12 protein-coding genes are annotated in these 15,501 nt (G+C 49.1%); 7 read left to right on the forward strand and 5 right to left on the reverse strand.

Going from position 1 to position 15,501, the window contains the following annotated elements; genetic code table 11:
- Positions 1 to 48 precede the first annotated feature (48 nt).
- Complete coding sequence (locus tag E2I14_RS11940) at positions 49 to 2,775, reverse strand: LuxR C-terminal-related transcriptional regulator (protein WP_133328754.1); 2,727 nt, start codon at positions 2,773 to 2,775, stop codon at positions 49 to 51.
- Between the two features lie 437 nt (positions 2,776 to 3,212).
- Here E2I14_RS11940 and fadB point away from each other — a divergent pair, with 437 nt between their 5' ends.
- From fadB to E2I14_RS11970, 6 genes are all read left to right on the forward strand, one after another.
- On the forward strand, positions 3,213 to 5,363 hold the full coding sequence (gene fadB / locus E2I14_RS11945) for a fatty acid oxidation complex subunit alpha FadB (RefSeq protein ID WP_133328756.1): 2,151 nt from the start codon (positions 3,213 to 3,215) through the stop codon (positions 5,361 to 5,363).
- Positions 5,364 to 5,504: 141 nt separating this feature from the next.
- Positions 5,505 to 6,680 carry an acetyl-CoA C-acetyltransferase gene (locus tag E2I14_RS11950; RefSeq protein WP_133328758.1) on the forward strand — a complete coding sequence of 392 codons (1,176 nt, stop codon included), beginning with the start codon at positions 5,505 to 5,507 and terminating at the stop codon, positions 6,678 to 6,680.
- Between the two features lie 53 nt (positions 6,681 to 6,733).
- The gene (locus tag E2I14_RS11955) at positions 6,734 to 7,534 is read left to right on the forward strand and encodes an enoyl-CoA hydratase-related protein (protein ID WP_227544716.1); all 801 of its coding nucleotides are present in this window, start codon (positions 6,734 to 6,736) and stop codon (positions 7,532 to 7,534) included.
- Between the two features lie 89 nt (positions 7,535 to 7,623).
- On the forward strand, positions 7,624 to 8,694 hold the full coding sequence (locus tag E2I14_RS11960; RefSeq protein ID WP_133328760.1) for a phosphotransferase family protein: 1,071 nt from the start codon (positions 7,624 to 7,626) through the stop codon (positions 8,692 to 8,694).
- A 120-nt stretch (positions 8,695 to 8,814) separates the two neighbouring features.
- The gene (locus E2I14_RS11965; RefSeq protein WP_133328762.1) at positions 8,815 to 9,978 is read left to right on the forward strand and encodes an acyl-CoA dehydrogenase family protein; all 1,164 of its coding nucleotides are present in this window, start codon (positions 8,815 to 8,817) and stop codon (positions 9,976 to 9,978) included.
- Between the two features lie 5 nt (positions 9,979 to 9,983).
- Positions 9,984 to 10,679, forward strand: coding sequence for a histidine phosphatase family protein (locus E2I14_RS11970; protein WP_133328764.1), 696 nt, complete (start codon positions 9,984 to 9,986; stop codon positions 10,677 to 10,679).
- Positions 10,680 to 10,779: 100 nt separating this feature from the next.
- Here E2I14_RS11970 and E2I14_RS11975 read toward each other — a convergent pair whose 3' ends face one another.
- Positions 10,780 to 11,556: an SDR family NAD(P)-dependent oxidoreductase gene (locus E2I14_RS11975; protein WP_133328766.1), complete on the reverse strand. Its 777-nt coding sequence runs from the start codon at positions 11,554 to 11,556 to the stop codon at positions 10,780 to 10,782.
- Between the two features lie 333 nt (positions 11,557 to 11,889).
- Here E2I14_RS11975 and E2I14_RS11980 point away from each other — a divergent pair, with 333 nt between their 5' ends.
- A complete protein-coding gene (locus E2I14_RS11980; RefSeq protein WP_133328927.1) occupies positions 11,890 to 13,047 on the forward strand; it encodes an acyl-CoA dehydrogenase family protein in 1,158 nt (385 codons plus the stop codon).
- Between the two features lie 443 nt (positions 13,048 to 13,490).
- On the opposite strand, the gene E2I14_RS11985 is transcribed toward E2I14_RS11980, so the two are convergent.
- Genes E2I14_RS11985 through E2I14_RS11995 form a run of 3 tightly spaced genes read right to left on the reverse strand, consistent with a single transcriptional unit; the run spans position 13,491 to position 15,426 of the window.
- Complete coding sequence (locus E2I14_RS11985) at positions 13,491 to 14,405, reverse strand: hydrolase 1, exosortase A system-associated (RefSeq protein ID WP_227544717.1); 915 nt, start codon at positions 14,403 to 14,405, stop codon at positions 13,491 to 13,493.
- On the reverse strand, positions 14,330 to 15,169 hold the full coding sequence (locus tag E2I14_RS11990) for a hydrolase 2, exosortase A system-associated (RefSeq protein ID WP_133328768.1): 840 nt from the start codon (positions 15,167 to 15,169) through the stop codon (positions 14,330 to 14,332). The genes E2I14_RS11985 and E2I14_RS11990 overlap by 76 nt, the downstream gene beginning before the upstream one ends.
- Positions 15,166 to 15,426 (reverse strand): acyl carrier protein, encoded by a 261-nt coding sequence (locus E2I14_RS11995; RefSeq protein ID WP_133328770.1) that lies wholly within the window; start codon positions 15,424 to 15,426, stop codon positions 15,166 to 15,168. Before E2I14_RS11995 ends, E2I14_RS11990 begins: the two co-directional genes overlap by 4 nt.
- Positions 15,427 to 15,501 lie beyond the last annotated feature (75 nt).

Genomic DNA, 15,501 nt, shown 5'->3' on the forward strand with positions numbered 1-15,501 from the left:
AAGGGCGCATTGATAGGATAGTAATAGGGCGCGCTGTTGAGCAGCGGTTTATTGAATCAATCCAAGATGACGTGCAATTGCTACCGCTTGGGTGCGGCTTTGGGCGTTTAGTTTGGCATTGATATTGCGCAGATGGGTTCGCACGGTGCTGTCCGAGATAAATAATTTTTCAGCCATCGCGTTATTAGAATAGCCTTCTGCCAGCAATAGCAAGACACGTACTTCCTTTTGGGTGAGCGCTTCAATTAATTGATGCCTTGTTTTGGAGGGGGCGGCTACGCTTTCGTTAATAGGTGGTGGACCGAAGGCATCAACGAGGCGCTGCAGGTATTCTGCAAAAATTGGATTTTTTAATTCCGGCACGGTGATGACGTTGGATGCTTGGAATTGTCGCACTAGAATACCCATGAGCGCACCTTCATCTAAGATTAATCGGATATAGCCCTCTGCACAGGTGATGTTTAAGACCTCAGTGAGCGCACTTAATGCAGCGCGCCGATCGCCATTCTTTTGTAGTGCCAGAGTTTCTAAGATGCGCAGTTTGAGTACACGCCGCTGGCGTCCTGCCTGATTCGCAGCGCTGATTTCAACACCCAATTGCGATAAAGCTTTTTTACTATCGCCGAAGTGGATTTCCCAGCGTAGATCGGCCAATGCGGGATACTCAATGTCATGGGAATAAAGACGCATCTGTTGCAATCGCTCGCACAATAGATTGCCATTAGCGCGTTCTAATTCTTGCTTGGCTGCTTGGGCGTGATTTTGTAACAGGAGTACGCGAGCACGTTCTAACTTGGCGCTGGTCGTAATCCGAGGAATTTGGCGACGGTGTCCAAGTTGTTCTAATTCACTTAACAGTTGAAACCCGTGATCAATGTCACCGCGCACAAAGGCGCTGCGCGATAACATGATGTAGCCGATGATGATGTGGTCCGGCATGACCACATCTTTGGCTAACGGCACATAAATATTGAGCAGATGCTCAGCCTGTTCCAAATTATTGACCTCATAGACACTGCTGGCATAGAGCACACCAGCCCAGGCATTGCCATTGGTGTAATTTTTAGGGGCAGGAGTTGCGGAACTTACTGCCATACGAAACCGTGCACTCGCTTGCCGGAATCGGCCTTCGATTAAATCAATTACGCCCTCTACCGATTCGGTGTACATCTTATTAAACGATCCATCGTCGAACTGTTGGTTGCGACGTGCCGTTTCTAGAATATTTTGCGAATCGCGATGGTGTCCTACAACGGCAAAGACATAGGCCATGGCATTGGACAAAACGCTGTCAGCAAATGGTTGTGTGGTTGGTAAGGACGCTAGATTCTTTACACCCTCAGTGTAGGCCTCATCGTAACGATCCATCATCGCCAGTAGCAGGGGCCGTAGCGCTAAAACATGGGCTTGTATATCGGGGTCATTATTATTGAGGCAGCCAGATCGCTCCAGTAACTCCATCGCCTCCCAGGGGCCGGTCGTAAAGCAGCGCGACCAAACATGAATCATGGATAACATGGGATAGTTGCTCAATAGTTTTTCTGGGATCGCCTTTAACCAACGTGCTAGCAAGCGCATGCGGCCATGCGCCAAATAGGCTTCCTTATGTTGAGACAGTAAATCTAACGCTTGCTCAAAATCTCCGCCGTCCAGCGCGTGTTCAATTGCGGGCGTTGGTTGCTGCTGCGTTTGGTACCACTTTGACGCTGCGCTATGTAGTCGTGGCAATTCGTGTGGCGCTGTTCGTACTAGTTGCTCGCGCAAAAAGTCTGCGAACAGGCGGTGATAGCGGTACGATTTTTGTTCGCCTTCAATCGGGATAACAAAAAGGTTAGCGGCATCAAGTTGGCTTAAGGTAGTTGCCGCGTTTATTCCGGGGACTAGCGCAGCGCACAGAGATGGGTTTAATTCACCTAGGATGCTGGTGCGAATTAAAAAGTGTCGAATCGCTTGAGTCTGTTTGGACAGCACATCTTCTGCTAAATATTGGGCCACCGCTTGGTTAGAGCCAGAAAATCGTTGGATAAAATTTGTTCGCGTTTCTATCGGCTCCAACCCGCCAGACGCTAACCATAAGGCCGCAATCCAGCCTTCGGTTTTGTGGTGTAGCTGGTGGATGTGTTCAGAAGAAATGGCAATCTGGCGATTTTCCGTAAAAAACTCAGTCGCTTCAGTCAGATTGAAGCGTAAGCGGGTGGAATCAATTTCTACTAGTTGTCCGCGTGCGCGCAATTTTCCTAATCCTATTTCTGGCAATCCGCGTGTGCCAATGACTACTTGTCCGCGACGTGGGAGTCGTTCGATGATTTCCCGCACTAAGCCCAAGACGGCCCATTCTCGAATTTGTTCAAAGTCATCTAAAAAAATAGCGAATGGCGCGTCATGCGCAGCCAATTGACTAATGATGTTGAGTGTCGTGTCACCGAGCGCAAAACCCATCGTTACAGCACTGCTCTTTTTATCTTCAGATACTTCATCGTCCATACCATTAATGGCTGTTGCTAAACAGCTTAAGAATCGATACGGGTCGTTGTCGCCGGAATCCAAGTTTAGCCACGCGGTATCAATTCCATTTGTTTGAAATTTGGCGCGGATTTGTGCCATGGTCGTGGTTTTTCCGAATCCAGTCGGTGCGCGAAAGACGATGAGCTTGGAAGCTTGAGAGCTGGAAATTAGGGCGTCAATGCTTGCACGAATTACTTCCGACGAACCGCTTGAAATCGGATTTAATTTAGCCGCAAGTAGCGCCGGAGAAAGTGTATTGGATGCGTTCATGCGTTGGACTGATGCGGCGTGGTTACAGGCTAAATTAGCGAAAAATAGTTGCTGGATATTACTATGCGTTAATTTTATTATCAATAAATATTCGGACAAGTGGCGATGAGTTTTGCCGCTTGATGCTGCATTGTTTAGTTTGAATTATCGAAAAATATTTAATATAAATAATCATAGTAAGCACTCTGCAATGTTCGTGTATGTTTGCTTAATTATGGTGATCAATTACATAAGCATAACTCGCTCGTTAGCGTCGCCATCCCATCCTCACTGCATCCAAACTAGTGGTCTATCTTTGCCCTCAAGTCGTCCATTGCGACGATGTGTATTACGGTAACTCGGGCTAAACTTTAAACAATGATCGTTGCTTATCACAGCATTGATCGTCGGGGAAATTTGCTGCCAAAAATTATTTAAAAATCCAAGGAGGCACATAGGTGTTCAAGGGTACAACGATACAGGTCTTTGCGCTGGATAATGGTTTTATTGAGCTTTGCTTTGATCGGATTGGTGTTGCCATCAACAAGTTAGATCGGCGCACAGTGGACGAGCTTCGTGAGGCAATCACTTTCATTTCAACAGCACAAGATGCGCGCGGCGTGATCGTTACGAGTGCTAAAGAAACATTTATCGTGGGCGCGGATATTAATGAATTTGCCGAAATGTTCAGGCTCAATGTGCATAATTTATCTGCCAAGATTAAGCGTTCCAATGACGTATTTATAGCTTTTGAAGATCTGCATGTACCGACCGTGGTGGCGATTAATGGATTGGCATTAGGTGGTGGACTAGAGATGGCTTTGTCAGCATCGTTGCGCGTGATGTCCAGCACAGCACAAATTGGGTTGCCGGAAGTTAAATTGGGACTCTTCCCAGGCTTTGGTGGAACGGTGCGTATGCCACGAGTCGCTGGACCAGCGGTAGCGATTGATTGGATCGCGAGTGGTAAGCTAAATAAGGCAGAGGCGGCCAAGGCGGCTGGTGTAGTCGATGAAATTTGCACGCCTGAAGCGCTGCGCGAGAAGGCCTTGGCATTACTTGAGCAAGCAGCAAGCGGTCAGATTAACTGGCGCGAACGTCAACAGCGTAAATTGAAGCCACTGGCGTTACCGATAAATGAAATCAGTACGATTTTTGCGCCCGCCAAGCTCAAGCTTGCGGGCAATACGGCCAAGCATCAACCGGCGGCCCTAGCTGCCATCGAGACGATGGAGCTGGCCTCGGTTAGAGATCGTGCGGGTGCACAATTGCTGGAATGCGATGCGTTTGCTAGGATCGCCAAAACCCAAGCTGCTGGCTCGATGATTCAGACCTACCATAACGAGCAAGCGTTAAAAAAAATGTTTCAACGGCACCAGAGAGATGCGCGCGCTCTACAGCATGGAGCGGTGCTGGGCGCGGGAATTATGGGCGGTGGAATTGCCTACGCCAGTGCCTTGCGCGGCACGCCGGTATTACTGAAAGATGTAGTGCAATCTCAACTGGATTTGGGTGCTTCTGAAGCGCGCAAGCAACTTACAAAGCAGGTTAAAGCTGGTCGCCTTGCGCAAGAAAAATCGGACCATATCCTATCAACAATTACGCCGCAACTTGACTATGCCAATTTCAGAACTGTCGATGTGGTGATAGAAGCGGTCGTTGAAAATATCCATGTCAAACGGAGTGTGTTACTCGAAGTAGAGAAAGCAGTGCGTGACGATGTAGTGATTGCGTCCAATACGTCTAGTCTGCGTATCGACGATCTGGCCGCCGTAATGGAGCGCCCAGAAAATTTTGTCGGGATGCATTTCTTTAATCCGGTTCCGGTTATGGCTTTGGTTGAAGTGATCAAAGGATCTCGAACCAGCAATAGCACGGTTTCAACTGCGGTCGGCTATGTACTGGCAATGGGCAAGACGCCGATTGTGGTGAAGGATTGTCCAGGCTTTTTGGTGAACCGAATCCTAACACCCTATGTGAACGGCTTTTTAAAGCTGGTGGCCGATGGCGCAGATTTTCTACAAGTTGACCGCGTGATGGAGCAGTTTGGTTGGCCGATGGGACCTGCTTATTTGCAAGACGTGGTGGGCATGGATACGGGCAGTCATGTAAGTGACATGATCTCTGCTGGTTATCCTCAACGTATGACGCCATTGGTCAATAATGCAGTGAAGTTGATGGTGCAGCATGGTCGCTTAGGACAAAAGGCCGGCAAAGGTTTCTATCAGTACGAACTCGATCCTAATGGTAAGCCAAAAAAATCGGTCTCTCCCGAAACCGCAGTGTTGCTAGCGACAATTCAGCCGAATGGATTGCGCGAGTTTAGCGAAAATGAAATCGTTGAGCGTATGATGCTACCGATGATTATCGAAGCTGCACAAGCTTTGGAGGATGGCGTCGTAGCTACCCCAGCCGAGTTAGATATGGCGATGCAATTGGGCGTGGGCTTTCCGCAATATTTAGGTGGTCCGCTGAAATATGCAAGCTGGCTTGGCTTGGCTAGGGTTGTTGCTATGTGCGATAAGTATGCGTATTTGGGTCCGTCGTATCAGGCCCCCTCGGGTATGCGCAAAATGGTAATCAAATCGCAGAGCTATTACCAAAGTTAAGTCGCTATTTTTTGAATGACCACATGAAACTAGAATTTGGTGGCGTGTTTTAGGCCAAAACTGGTGTATTGAATTCCGAGCACGATAGGATACGAGTTCGATAAAAATAGAATAAATCCAAAGAATTGAAAGGAAAATAAAATGGCTGGAGCATACATTGTCGCCGCAGCGCGCACTGCCGGTGGACGCAAAGGTGGACGTTTATCAGGTTGGCATCCAGCTGATTTGGGAGCGCAGATTTTAAACGCCTTGGTTGATCGTACCAAGATTGATCCGGCCACAATTGACGATGTGATCATGGGATGCGTTAGTCAGGTTGGTGAGCAAGCGAGTAACATCGCACGCAATGCTATTCTTGCATCTAAATTACCGGAGTCCGTTCCAGGAACTTCAGTCGATCGTCAATGCGGTTCGTCCCAACAAGCTCTGCATTTCGCGGCGCAGGCCGTGATGTCGGGCACGATGGATGTCGTTATTGCCGCCGGTGTTGAAAGCATGACTCGCGTGCCCATGGGCTTGCCAAATCAACTGCCGTACAAAAATGGCTTTGGCTATTACGTCAGTCCAAGTCTGCAACAACGTTATCCGGGTGTGGAATTTAGTCAATTCACTGGCGCGGAAATGATTGCTAAAAATTATGGACTCTCTAAAGACCAGCTCGATGAGTTTGCGTTCCTGAGTCACCAACGCGCCGGCGCCGCAGCCCAAAGTGGCTTTTTCAACCAAGAGACGATTGCGGTCGAAGTGCGCACCGTTGACGGGCCAACTGGTCAACTGCATTTAGTTGATGAAGGAATTCGCTTTGATGGAACTTTAGAAGGTATCCGTGGCGTTAAGTTAATCCAACAAGGTGGTTGTATCAGCGCTGCTAACGCGAGCCAAATGTGCGATGGCGCGTCCGGTGTGATGGTGGTCAACGAACGAGGCCTAAAGGCGCTCGGCATAGAACCGTTAGCGCGTATTCACCATATGTCGGTGATTGGTCACGATCCAGTCATTATGTTGGAAGCTCCAATTCCAGCGACCAAGCAAGCCCTAAGAAAGACTGGATTAACGATTAATGATATCGATTTGTTTGAAGTCAACGAAGCCTTCGCCTCGGTTCCGCTTGCATGGTTGCAAGCCACCGGCGCTGATCCAGAACGCTTAAATGTGCATGGTGGAGCAATTTCATTAGGCCACCCATTGGGCGCATCGGGTACTAAATTAATGACGACATTAATTTATGCTCTCAAACAACGTAACAAGCGATACGGCTTGCAGACCATGTGTGAAGGCGGTGGTCTAGCCAACGTGACGATTATTGAGCGGCTTTGAAGTACGGTCTTTGCAATTAACCCACTTGCGCAATATCGAATGAGGAGAATGAAATGACTACCATGAATGTATTATGTGAGTATGAAGACGATATTGCCATCGTTATCTTGAACAACCCGACTAAGCTCAATCCGTTGTCGTCCGACACGCTGTGCCAGTTACGCGCTGCGTTAGCCGATATTCGTAATAAAAAATCCGTGCGCGCGGTCATACTTACTGGCAGTGGTAAAGCATTTTGTTCGGGTTTTAATCTGAGTGCAAAGTCAGCCGCTGATGATCCCCAAGGGCGTAGTCTAGGCAATCAAATTGCCGATTCAATGTTGATGACGTCCGATCCACTGATTCTTGAACTGCACGAGTTTCCCATTCCAGTGGTATGCGCACTAAATGGCGCGGCTGTCGGCGGCGGTGTTGGTTTGGCGTTAGCTGCTGATATCGTTGTGGCCGCGCGATCATCGTATTTTTACTTATCGTCGATTCCACGGTTAGGGATAGTCCCCGACCTTGGATCTACTTGGTTCTTGTCGCGTTTAATTGGGCGTGCTCGAGCTACCGCGATCACCTTGTTAGGCCATCGCCTGCCGGCAGAGCAGGCCGCGCAGTGGGGTATGGTTTGGCTGTGTGTGGACGATGCTGATCTGATGACTAAAGCGCGCTCGATTGCGCATCAGTTGGGCGCCTTGCCAGTTCACGGGGTTATCGAGGCGCGCCGAGCTTTTGATGCGGCGGACAAAAATAATCTAGCAAAGCAACTCGATTACGAGCGCGGGCGGCAACGCGAATTAATCGATTTACCATCGTTCGCGCAGGGGGTGCAAGCCTTTATAGAAAAACGTGTACCGGTGTTTTCTTAGTATAAGGTTTCGCCCCGTTGGCGCTTGAAGTTTTGGAGTTTAGGTTCACCGATCAAATTCATTATTCATCAACTTTTAAAAAATACCCTATGACGAATGCGCCTGTCCCTACAACGCCCGCTAAGCCGGTGGTGCAGGATGTTGATCCTGGCTTTGAGGTCGGGCATTTAGATCGCTTCTTAAAACAGGCGCTGCTTGATTTGCAGGGCAATATGCAACTAGAACGCATTGGTGGCGGTCAATCTAATCCGACTTTTTTTGTCAGTTACGACAACCGTTCGGTGGTTCTTCGTAAGCAACCGAGGGGCGCTAATTTGCTGCCATCAGCACATGCCATTGATCGTGAATATCGGATCATAAATGCCTTAGCTAAGAGCGCGGTTCCGGTCCCTAAGACGCTGTTGTACTGCGAGGATACAAGCATTATCGGTACGCCGTTTTATCTCATGGAACGGCTCAATGGACGCGTTTTTCCTAAATATGCCTTATCGGAACTGCCCAAAGAAGAACGTCGCGCCATCTATTTGGCGATGGCAGAAACGATGGCGCAATTGCATCAGGTTGATTGGGCAAGCGTTGGTTTGGCGGGCTTTGGCCGTCCGGGAGAATATTTTTCACGACAAATTTCGCGTTGGACACGTCAGTGGCAAATGTCCCGCACCAGCGACAATGAAGACATCAATCGCTTAATTGATTGGCTGCCAAAACATATTCCGGAAGGCGACGAGACAAGTATTAATCACGGTGATTTTCGGCTGGGGAATTTAATGTTTCACCCGACCGAGCCGCGCGTGATTGCGGTGCTAGATTGGGAACTTTCTACCTTAGGGCATCCCTTGGCCGATGTTGCCTATAGCTGCTTGGCATGGCATATGCGGCCAAATGAATTTGATGGAATTCGTGGTTTAAATTTAGTCGAGTTAGGAATCCCAACGCTAGATGACTACTTAGATCACTACTTGGCGCATAGCGGACGCCGGCAAGGTATCGCTATTTTTCACTTGGTGTTTTCCATGTTCCGTTTTGCGGTCATATTGGAAGGTATAGCCGCCCGAGCCCGCGCTGGCATCGCATCATCCGACAATGCCGCTGAAGTGGGCGCGCAGAGTATAGCCTTTGCGCGGCGCGCAGTTGAACTGATTCAACGCCAATCCAAATGACACAGTCAGCCATAGCGGCATTAAGCATAGTTCGGTTTGATTAGCATAATGTCCTGTAACCGGATTGGGTGAAAATTTCAAAGACGCTTGCTCTAGTCGACCATAAATAGGGGAAATACGATGGCATTACCACGGACAATATTTGATTCGGATCACGAATTATTTCGCGATTCGGCACGTAAATTTTTTCAACATGAAATCGGGCCAAATGCGCGACGTTGGCGCGAGCAAGGATACTGTGACCGCGACGCGTATCGCAAAGCTGGTAAGCAAGGCTATTTGCTCATGTGGGCCGATGAAGAGTTGGGTGGATTGGAATTGCATGATCTGCGTTATGAGCAGATTTTGATCGAAGAAAATGCGCGTTTTGGCGATAGTTCTTTGTATCTCAATTTGCACTCGATGGTAGTGGCGCCCTACATTAATCAATTAGGCAGCGCCGAGCAGCGTAAAAAATACTTAATTCCGGCTGCAACGGGTGAATCTATTTTAGCAATCGCCATGACCGAGCCCGGTGCTGGCAGCGATCTGGCTGGTATGCGTACGCGTGCCGAAGACAACGGCGATCATTGGTTATTGAATGGTTCGAAGACATATATTTCTAACGGAATCCAATCCGATGTGGTGGTCGTCGCAGCGCGCACCGTTCCAGATCAACCTTATGGTATCGGTTTATTCATCATCGAAGCTGGCATGCAGGGCTTTGAACGAGGGCGCAAGCTCAAAAAAATGGGATTGCACGCGCAAGACACCTCGGAACTATTTTTTGATCAGTTGAAAGTTCCCAAGGAAAATGTGCTAGGTGATCCAACCAAAGGCTTTTCTTATTTGACGGATTTTCTTGGTTTGGAACGTTTGCAGATTGCGATTGCTGCAATTGCAGAGGCTCAAATTGCATTCGACCTAACGTTGGAATTCGTTCAGCAACGTACAGCCTTTGGTAGGCCGATTGGAACGCTACAAAATACGCGCTTTCAGTTGGCCGAGATGCGTTCCCAAATTGATGCCGTTCAATGTTTTATTGATCAATGCGTGATGTTGGGTAATGACGCTAAGCTCACTGCCGATGTGGCAGCTGAAGCTAAATTGGTGGCGACTGAATTACAAGGTGTGGTGCTCGACAAATGTGTGCAATTGCATGGGGGTGCCGGCTTTATGGAAGAATACCAGATCAGTCGCATGTACACCGATGGGCGAGTGTCGCGAATTTTTGGTGGAACCAGCGAAATCATGAAAGAAATCATTGGTCGCAGCCTTGGCTTAGGCGAGCGTAAATTGGCGTAATCAAAATGAGTGTCCTGACTTTATTGCGTCACGGCCAAGCCTCGTTTGATGCGGATGACTACGATCAATTATCGCCACTAGGAATCAAGCAAGCCCAAGCGAGCGCGCAATTTTTTGCGGATCGTGAGCTTGTATTTGATCAAATTCTTCATGGTCCACGTCGTCGGCATCAACAAACGGCTGCTGTTGTCTCGTCACGTTTGAGCCTAAGTAGTGGGCTAGAGATAGAGTCTGCCCTGGATGAATTTGCAGAGCCGTATCAGATTTTTGGTGCTGCAGAAATTTTTTCTCGCCAAGCACAATTGGCAGGGGGACGTATCGCGTCTCAGTCATCGGCTAAAACGGTCGCTAAACAACGCATGCGTCAGTATGAATCAGTGATCAACTTATGGGCGCGCGGTAGAGTGGTTTTGCTAGGAACGCCCTCTAATACTGAGTTTGTGACTGTAGTCTCTGGTTGGATGTTGTCAGTAATTGTTAATCAACCTTCGCACACGCGTATTCTTGCAGTCACCTCCGCAGGCGTAATTGCCGCGTGCGTATGCCAGATTTTGAATTTGCGTGACGATCAATTGGCCGACGTTATGGCGGTAATTCGAAATTGCTCAAGGACCGAAATCGTGTTCTCGCCGACGCGTCGCAGCTTACTTAGTTTTAACAATACATCTCACTTGCCGGAATCATCGGTGAGCTTAATTTAAAAAATGTCGTTCAGATAAATTTCCTAGTTTGGCGATGGCAAGAAGCCGGATTTTTGCTGTCGCTTTTTTTTGCCCAAAATTTTAATCGCAATTGGCTTGCTTAAAGGGCGCTAACTAGATGCCCGCCATCGACGGCTAGACAAGCGCCGGTTATATGACGTCCTGCTTCGGAGGCAAGCAGTAATAGTGGGCCATCGAGATCGCCAGCTGCGCCAAACCGCTTGCTTGGAATGCGAGCGCGCAGCTTTTCTCCTGCGTCGCTGTTGAGGAAGTCTTGATTGAGATTGGTAGCGACGTAACCCGGCATGAGCGCGTTGACTCGAATCCCATAGCGCGCCAATTCGAGCGCTAGTGCTTTTGTGGCTTGTAATACGCCCGCTTTGGAGATGGAGTAGGGCGCGACATGGCCACTCACCCTTTGGCCCAAAATTGAAGCAATATTGACGATGCTGCCTGGACGATTTGCAGCGATCATACGTCTTGCTGCTTCGGTCGCCATTAGCCAGGTGCCCTTTAAGTTGGTTTGCAATATCGCATCCCATTCGTCTTCCGTTTGTTGCACCGCAGGCTTGGTGTTGGAAAGGCCAGCATTATTGACCAACACATCTACAGTGCCAACGAGTTGATCAATCTGATCAAAGCACTCGAGTACGCTGGCGCTGCTGGTAATGTCGAGTGAAATTGCATGAGCACGTCCACCGTTGCTGCGGATGTGTTCAACCAGTTGGTGCAACTTGAAAACGTTACGTGCCGCTAGCACTACATGGACGCCATGCTGCGCCATTACTTGTGCAAAGTGCTCACCCAAGCCGCTTGATGCACCAGTGATGAGTGCTTTTTTACCTTCAAGTTGAAATAGTGCGTTTAGATCTGTCATAAAAGGCCTCCGATTGATTGGCCCTTATTACATGCTAATTGGATTTTTATTAGATCGTCGTTTTAGACAGAAATGACGTTGGGATTTTCTAGACAATTACCTACACTTTTAGTGATCTGGAGCGACTAAATTGGCGCACTAGCAAGCCTAATTCGTCCTAATCGACGATGCGATGTGTCAAGTCGGTGCTTATCATAGATGCTCATCAATTTAAGTGCGGCGCCGCAGCTGCGTGTATGCATCGCCGACTTTGGATTGAGATTGGATTACCCAATCTGCCGTTCAGGGCAACGCAAAGCCATAGCAACTTTGTTCAACTCTCACTTGGTCAATATGAATTTTAGCCTTTCTCCCGAATTACGCGATTTACAGGAACGCACTCGTCGCTTTATTAGCGAAGAAGTTATCCCATTCGAACATGACTCGCGTTTGAGTTCACATGGGCCCAGTGAAGGATTGCGTGAAATGCTTGTGGATAAAGCCCGCAAGCACCAATTGCTCACGCCGCACGCTAATAAGGAATTCGGCGGACTTGGCTTATCGCACTTAGCTAAAGCCATCGTATTTGAGGAAGCCGGATATTCCCCACTCGGGCCGGTCGCGTTAAACATCCATGCTCCGGATGAAGGCAATATTCATTTGTTAGAAGTCGTGGCAACCGAGGCGCAAAAAGAGCGTTGGCTTCGCCCACTAGTTTTGGGATTTATCCGCTCTTGCTTTTGCATGACCGAACCTGCACCGGGATCAGGATCTGATCCTGGAATGTTGCGAACCACTGCGGTGCGCGCTGGCGATGACTACCTGATCAATGGCACCAAATGGTTTATCACCGGTGCCAGCGGTGCTTCCTGTGCCATTATTATGGCGCGTATGGAAGATGGCACCGCCACTATGTTTTTAGTCGACACCGATCAGGCGGGATTTAATATTGAACGCCAAATCGATACGCTCGACACCTGTTTTGTAGGTGGTCATTGCGTGGTCAAACTGGATAATCTGCGTGTTCCCGCAACTGATGTTTTGGGCCAAGTTGGTGAGGGATTTCGCTACGCCCAAGTGCGTTTAGCACCAGCCCGCTTAACCCACTGCATGCGCTGGCAAGGCGCGGCAAGACGCGCGCATGATACTGCCGCAGACTACGCTCGCACCCGATACGGTTTCGGTAAGCCACTGATTGAACACGAAGGCGTTGGCTTTAAATTGGCCGATAACCAAATCGATCTGCATAGCGCCCGCCTAGTCATCTGGCATTGCGCCTGGCTGTTAGATCAAGGCGAACAAGGCCGTCACGAATCCAGTCTCGCTAAGGTGCTTTGCTCCGAAGCCCAATGGCGCACGGTAGATCGTTCAGTGCAAATTTTAGGAGCTAGCGGCGTATCCGACGAAACCATCGTAGCGCGAATTTTTCGCGATATGCGCGCATTTCAAATCTATGACGGGCCGTCTGAGACACATCGGTGGAGTATTGCGAATAGGATTGCGCGCGAATAATGGTTTTATGTGGTTCGAGCCAAAATTGATAGGGAAGTGCCTATGAATGCCTACCAAATACACGCGCCTTCGGGCTGGCTGATCATTGCTAGTGGTGTATTCATCAAATCTGCTTAAACAGAAGCAACAATCAATTCTAGGTAGAATTAATCGCTGAATATGGGTAGTTGGCGCTGCGCAATGTATACCAGCACATTCAGTCTAGACAGTGCTAGTTTGGCCTTCAACGGTACATTGAACAGGAACGTAAAAGGCATCCTCAATACCGAGTGGGGTGGTCACTCAATAGCAAGCAACCAGTGAAGCCCACGCAGTGACAGTTTTAATTGTGCAAATCGACTTTAGCGATGCACTGGTGCGCGCCGACTAGTTCAGTAGCGATGCATTCAGACGCTATTGCATCCAATTCAATACGGAGCTCACTGTTAGTCTGGCACGCGGATTTACTTAATCTTTTTTAGACATATCCATTCCGAAGTCCAGCCTGCAACTTGATCGCGCCATACTTTGCTGGAAAACGTGTGATCGGCCAGCGGCAGTACCTTTTGGCAAACGCGCGCTTGCTTCAGGAGCGCACGCCATTGATCGGAGCTATCGGCTACAACGATGAACTCTTTTGCCGTCAAATCGTTGCCGCTCAAAATGATTAATACATTTCCGGAAAACAGTTGCAGCGAATCTAATACACGCTCGGGCAATTGTGGGCCTGCGGTTGGTTTTTTGAATGCTTGCTTGCATTGCTCGATCAGCGAGCGTGTAACCGCCGCTAGTTGCAAGCGATTATTAAATAGCTTGCGCCAAAATTCGGCGTCCATCAATCGCTGGCGGTAATAATGTTTTAAATGTGTTTGTGCTTGCGTCTGGGTCGTTCGCACCCATGGATTTAATAAAACCAGTCCCGTGACACGACTATCATGTTGCGCGTAAAACGTCGCCGCGCTGGCTCCGTCGCACAAGCCCCACAGAATACATTCCTTAACCGTCGGTTGTTCGGTCATCAATAGATCAACCGCGCAACGAATATCGTCGCTCACCTGTTCAAAATCACGTTGTTCGCCGCTTGCGTCACCCATTCCGCGGTAATCAAAGCGCAATACGGCCACGCCGTGTTGGGCTAAGTGGCGCGCCAGCAAAACAAACTGGCGATGGCTGCCAATCCGATATTGCGGGCCGCCGACCACAATGACAACGCCGACGGCGGCAGGTTGGGCGGGGCGGTGAAGGATGCCAGTCAGACGTTCGTCCTGGCAAACAAAGCTCACGGCTGTTTCGGTCGGCGCGCTCAAGCTTGATCCGTAAAAACAGCAGCGCATGCGGCAAGCCACGTCTCGGATGTGCACACCTCCGGAGTTTGCCAAAACGGTTCTCCTTGGACGCAATGTAGTTGTATCGGATTGCCGATTTCACGCCATTGATCGAATACCTTTTGTCGGGCCGGTGGCAGAGTTGCTGGTAATTGTTTGACGATCTCGATCCAATGAATTTGCCTAGCTGCTAGTGCGTTGTTGCTAATTGATAGATTGCGAATGGCGTGAATTAAGGCGTCCGACAGCTCGTAGCCCGCGATTTCTGTATGCAATTTTGTGACTAGCGCCGCATCGCTGCCTTGCGGGTTAAGCATGGCGCGGGCAACTAAGCTGCGCTGCAACTGATGAATATACTGGTCGCCGTCAAAAACCGGTTGGGAGAGCAAAATTTGATCGATTTGCGCGTTGTGCGTGGTAATTAGTTCTGCTGCGAGCAATGTGCCGAGGCGATCAGCCCACAAGTGGAGTTTGCCTTCGTGGCGTTGGCGCAGGTACTGCATTGCGGCCAGCAAATCTTGCTGCCAGATTGTCCAATCCGCGTCGGCAAATTCGCCGCTGCTATCGCCGCAACCCAATAAATCAATTTGCAATACGGCAATTCCTTCGTTAGCCAACTTTCTAGCCAAGAGTGCAGCGCTACGGCGGCATTTATTCATTTCTTCTGCAAACGCATGAATGTGCAAAACGCAATCCGAGGACGAACGGGTTGAGGCTGCAGGGTGATACAAGCAGAAACGTTGACCGGATTCAAGCGCAAGAAAAAACGGGATGGGAAAAGGCCTAACGGTGTCGGCGCCCAAGCTTGCTACCTTCATTTATTGGTGTGCGCTAGTTTTTGGTCAACCGTGGCTGCAAGGCTGCCCAGCGTGGCAAAGACGTTGCCATTGATTTCTGAGTCGTCAAACTTGAGTCCGTAATGTTCTTCGATTTGCACGATGACGTTAATCACAGTGACCGAGTCCAGTTCAGCCAAGCTGCCCAGTAAAAAAGTGTGTTCATTGAGCGTGGCGGCGCGTTCTTCGAGTTGCAAAGTGGAAATTAATATATCTTTGACGTCGTTTAGTGAATTCATCTGGTTATCCGTTTTGGCGTTGACTTTTGCAGAGCGCTAGTCTGAAGCGGATTTAGATTTTTATCACTAGTTGCT

This window comes from Sapientia aquatica, assembly GCF_004358105.1.
GTDB classification, from domain to species: domain Bacteria; phylum Pseudomonadota; class Gammaproteobacteria; order Burkholderiales; family Burkholderiaceae_D; genus Solimicrobium; species Solimicrobium aquaticum.

What these genes read in the sequence shown, in the direction of transcription:
- E2I14_RS11955 (WP_227544716.1), top strand. Translation starts at nt 6,734, where the DNA reads ATGACTACCATGAATGTATTATGTGAGTATGAAGACGATATTGCCATC.
- E2I14_RS11965 (WP_133328762.1), top strand. Translation starts at nt 8,815, where the DNA reads ATGGCATTACCACGGACAATATTTGATTCGGATCACGAATTATTTCGC.
- E2I14_RS11940 (WP_133328754.1), bottom strand. Translation starts at nt 2,775, where the DNA reads ATGAACGCATCCAATACACTTTCTCCGGCGCTACTTGCGGCTAAATTA.
- E2I14_RS11995 (WP_133328770.1), bottom strand. Translation starts at nt 15,426, where the DNA reads ATGAATTCACTAAACGACGTCAAAGATATATTAATTTCCACTTTGCAA.
- E2I14_RS11990 (WP_133328768.1), bottom strand. Translation starts at nt 15,169, where the DNA reads ATGAAGGTAGCAAGCTTGGGCGCCGACACCGTTAGGCCTTTTCCCATC.
- E2I14_RS11960 (WP_133328760.1), top strand. Translation starts at nt 7,624, where the DNA reads ATGACGAATGCGCCTGTCCCTACAACGCCCGCTAAGCCGGTGGTGCAG.
- E2I14_RS11950 (WP_133328758.1), top strand. Translation starts at nt 5,505, where the DNA reads ATGGCTGGAGCATACATTGTCGCCGCAGCGCGCACTGCCGGTGGACGC.
- E2I14_RS11980 (WP_133328927.1), top strand. Translation starts at nt 11,890, where the DNA reads ATGAATTTTAGCCTTTCTCCCGAATTACGCGATTTACAGGAACGCACT.
- E2I14_RS11970 (WP_133328764.1), top strand. Translation starts at nt 9,984, where the DNA reads ATGAGTGTCCTGACTTTATTGCGTCACGGCCAAGCCTCGTTTGATGCG.
- E2I14_RS11975 (WP_133328766.1), bottom strand. Translation starts at nt 11,556, where the DNA reads ATGACAGATCTAAACGCACTATTTCAACTTGAAGGTAAAAAAGCACTC.